Origin of the sequence: Streptomyces sp. NPDC059900 (assembly GCF_050270335.1) — a bacterium.
Classification (GTDB): Bacteria; Actinomycetota; Actinomycetes; order Streptomycetales; family Streptomycetaceae; genus Streptomyces.
In genome coordinates this window covers 1-3,059 of the sequence record NZ_JBNNJZ010000786.1, presented here as the reverse complement: position 1 = coordinate 3,059, position 3,059 = coordinate 1, and the positions used below count along the sequence as shown (strand labels likewise).

Annotated in this window: 5 protein-coding genes; 2 read left to right on the top strand and 3 right to left on the bottom strand. The window is 67.2% G+C overall.

Features of this window, described 5'->3' with window-relative positions:
* The first annotated feature begins 128 nt into the window (after positions 1–128).
* Together ACQKIP_RS43895 and ACQKIP_RS43890 are read left to right on the top strand one after the other, a co-directional pair.
* Complete coding sequence (locus tag ACQKIP_RS43895) at positions 129–674, top strand: hypothetical protein (RefSeq protein WP_365856447.1); 546 nt, start codon at positions 129–131, stop codon at positions 672–674.
* A gap of 7 nt (positions 675–681) precedes the next feature.
* The gene (locus ACQKIP_RS43890; RefSeq protein WP_365856449.1) at positions 682–1,065 is read left to right on the top strand and encodes a hypothetical protein; all 384 of its coding nucleotides are present in this window, start codon (positions 682–684) and stop codon (positions 1,063–1,065) included.
* Positions 1,066–1,078: 13 nt separating this feature from the next.
* On the opposite strand, the gene ACQKIP_RS43885 is transcribed toward ACQKIP_RS43890, so the two are convergent.
* From ACQKIP_RS43885 to ACQKIP_RS43875, 3 genes are all read right to left on the bottom strand, one after another.
* The gene (locus tag ACQKIP_RS43885; protein WP_365856451.1) at positions 1,079–1,465 is read right to left on the bottom strand and encodes a nuclear transport factor 2 family protein; all 387 of its coding nucleotides are present in this window, start codon (positions 1,463–1,465) and stop codon (positions 1,079–1,081) included.
* A gap of 53 nt (positions 1,466–1,518) precedes the next feature.
* Positions 1,519–2,316 (bottom strand): ABC transporter permease, encoded by a 798-nt coding sequence (locus tag ACQKIP_RS43880; protein ID WP_365856453.1) that lies wholly within the window; start codon positions 2,314–2,316, stop codon positions 1,519–1,521.
* The coding region (locus ACQKIP_RS43875; RefSeq protein WP_427745565.1) for an ATP-binding cassette domain-containing protein at positions 2,313–3,059 on the bottom strand (747 nt) is incomplete at its 5' end. The genes ACQKIP_RS43880 and ACQKIP_RS43875, both read right to left, overlap by 4 nt.

Genomic DNA, 3,059 nt, shown 5'->3' with positions numbered 1-3,059 from the left:
TGCCTGAGCTGAGTTCGCCGCCGCGATCGGCAGCCCCTGGCCAATGTCGCCGTATTGAAAGAAGGGTCGCGCAAAGGCGGTTGGGTACGGTCTCTCACTTCGATGCGGCGGCGTCATACGGTTTGACCATGGACATGGTCAGTGGCGTTGTCGGCATCGAGTACTCGCACTTCTACATTCACGAGGATATCGAGAACGAGCTGGAGGTCGACGAACAGATTCCTGACTTCCGCACCGACGTGCCTGTGATCGTCACCCCCGGCAAGCTGACTGTCGTCAGCCGCGTCCAGTCCCACGAGGCCTGGGTGACCCTCATGCACACTGAGACCGAGCCCGTACAGCAACCGGAGCAGTGGCAGCTGCTCGGCAGGTGGCCGTACCGCCCCGTTTCCGGCGGGCGGATGGGCATGTCCGGCCCCACCACAGGCCCTGCCACACCCGCTGCAGGCTGGCTTCCAGGCGCCGGGGAATATGCCCCGGCCCTGCAACTCAACCCGGCCATGAACTACACCGTCCTCGTGTACGCCAAGGGCCGTCAGAACTCCCGAGCCCGACATGGAGCCGCCATGGACCGTGAGGAATGGGGCCTGCACGAAGGACTTGAGGACTACGTGGCCGTCTTCATCCCCGCCGACCGGCAGGCATGGCCTCGGCACGCGGGCGAAACGCTGTGAGACCGTCGTGCTTGTGATCGAGTCTTGGGTGGTCCGTGACAGCCCCGACGTGACGGTGTCGTCCGAGGCGGTGCTTGAGGTGCTGCGGGTGCGGATTGATGGCGGTCTGTTCGAGACGTGGTTTGCCGGTTCGACCGGCCGGTTGTTGGGTTTCGTGACGAATACCCAGCGGGCGATGGTGATGCTGCTCGACGGGGAAGACGATCCCGGCGAACACGCCGTGGAGCCGGGAGCGCCGGGATCGAGAGAGGGCTTCGTCCTCTCCAACGGGCAGCACGACGTGTACCAGAATGAGGACACCGTGCCCATCGGTGAAGCGTTCACCATCGTGGGCCACATCATCCGCCGGGGCTCGTGGCCCACGGACACACGGTGGGTGGCCGACCGCTGACCGCGATGCGCGGTTACGTGTTCTCGGGCGGGAACGGTGTGGCCTGGTGGTAGTACATCTGCCAGGGGGCGTTCGGGCCCTGCTTGCGCCACAGGGAACTGCGGCGGGCCCGTTTTTCGCCGTGCGTGGTCTCATAGGTGAGATGTACGAGGCCGGGGGCCAGGAGGACGCCGGTGAAGTCTGAGGGCTCGTAGCGTGGGCCGTCTGCGTCCGCGCCGTCCAGCTCCGGGAGCGCGGCCAGCATCTCCTCGTATGTCCACCGGCGTCCTGAAGCGCCGACCTCGATGAACTCCGGGTCCAGCAGCTGCCCGGCAAGAGCACGCGAGGTACGCACGCCGGGGTCCATCAGGCGCAGTTCGCCTGCGATCGCTTCGCGTATCTCGTCTGCTGCATGGCTCATTCAGGCATCCTCGCCCGGGCTACCCGCCGGCTCGCAACCAGCCCATGGGCCGACTACTTCGGGTCACGGGAGAACAGTGCCGTCGACCAGCGGTAGCCGAGCGCCGCCAGGCCCGCGCACCAGGCGATGGTGAGCCAGCCGCTGTTGCCGATTTCTGTGCCGAGGAGGAGCCCGCGGAGGGTTTCGATGGCCGGGGTGAAGGGCTGGTACTCGGCGAGCGGCCGGAACCAGCCCGGCATCGCCTCGACCGGGACGAACGCGCTGGAGATGAGCGGCAGGATCATCAGCGGCAGCGCGTTGTTGCTGGCCGCCTCGGGATTCGGGCTGGCCATGCCCATCCCGACCGCGATCCAGGTGAAGGCCAGGGCGACCAGCGCCAGCAGCCCGATTGCCGCCAGCCACTCCAGGGCCGTGGCGTCGGTGGACCGGAAGCCGATGGCCACGGCCACGGCTCCGACGACCAGCACACTGAGGATCGCCTGCAGCACGCTGCCGATGACATGCCCGATGAGCACGGAGCCGCGGTGGATGGCCATCGTACGGAAGCGGGCGATGATCCCCTCGGCCATGTCCATGGACACGGACACCGCGGTCCCGGCCGGGGTGGCGCCGATGGTCATCAGGAGGATGCCGGGGACGAGGTAGGCGATGTAGTCGGAGCGATCGGCTCCGCCACCACCGATGCCCGCGCTCATCACGTCGCCGAAGACGTAGACGAACAACAGCAGCAGGACGATCGGCGTCAGCAGGATGTTGAGCGTGAGAGAGGGATAGCGCCGCGCATGCAGGAGGTTGCGGCGCAGCATGGTGGAGGAGTCGCGTACGGCGAGGGGGAGGGCGAGAGAGCTCATCGGACGGTCTCCTTGGGCTGGGCGGCGGGATGGTCGGTCGGCTGGGCGGCGGACTGCTTGGCGGGGTGGTCGGTGCCGCTAGTCAGGGCGAAGAAGACATCGTCGAGGTCGGGTGTGTGCAGGGTCAGTTCGTCCGCCTCGATGCCCTCGGAGTCCAGCCAGTCGAGGATGGCGCGCAGTTCGCGCTGGGTGCCGTCGCTGGGGATCCGCAGGGAGAGGGATTGGTTGTCGGCGGTGGCCTCACGCACGGCCAGGCTCGCGGACCGGTAGGCGGCCGGGTCGGAGAAACGAAGGCATACGTGCCCGCCGGGGATGAGCCGCTTCAGTTCCTCTGCCGTGCCTTCGGCGGCGATCTTCCCTTCGTTCAACACCGCGATGCGGTCGGCGAGTTGGTCGGCCTCTTCCAGGTACTGGGTGGTGAGGAAGACGGTGACGCCGTCCGAGACCAACTCACGGATGATGCCCCACATGTTGTGCCGGGAGCGGGGGTCGAGGCCGGTGGTGGGCTCGTCCAGGAAGATGATGCGCGGACGCCCGACCAGGGTCATGGCGATGTCCAGGCGGCGCTTCATGCCGCCGGAGTAGGTGACGGCCGGTTTCTTCGCGGCCTCGGTAAGGTCGAAGCGCTCCAGCAACTCGGCTGCCGCCCGACGCCCTTCGCGGCGGGAAAGATGGTGCAGATCCGCCATGAGGAGCATGTTCTCCTCGCCGGTGATCAGGCCGTCGACGGCGGAGAACTGCCC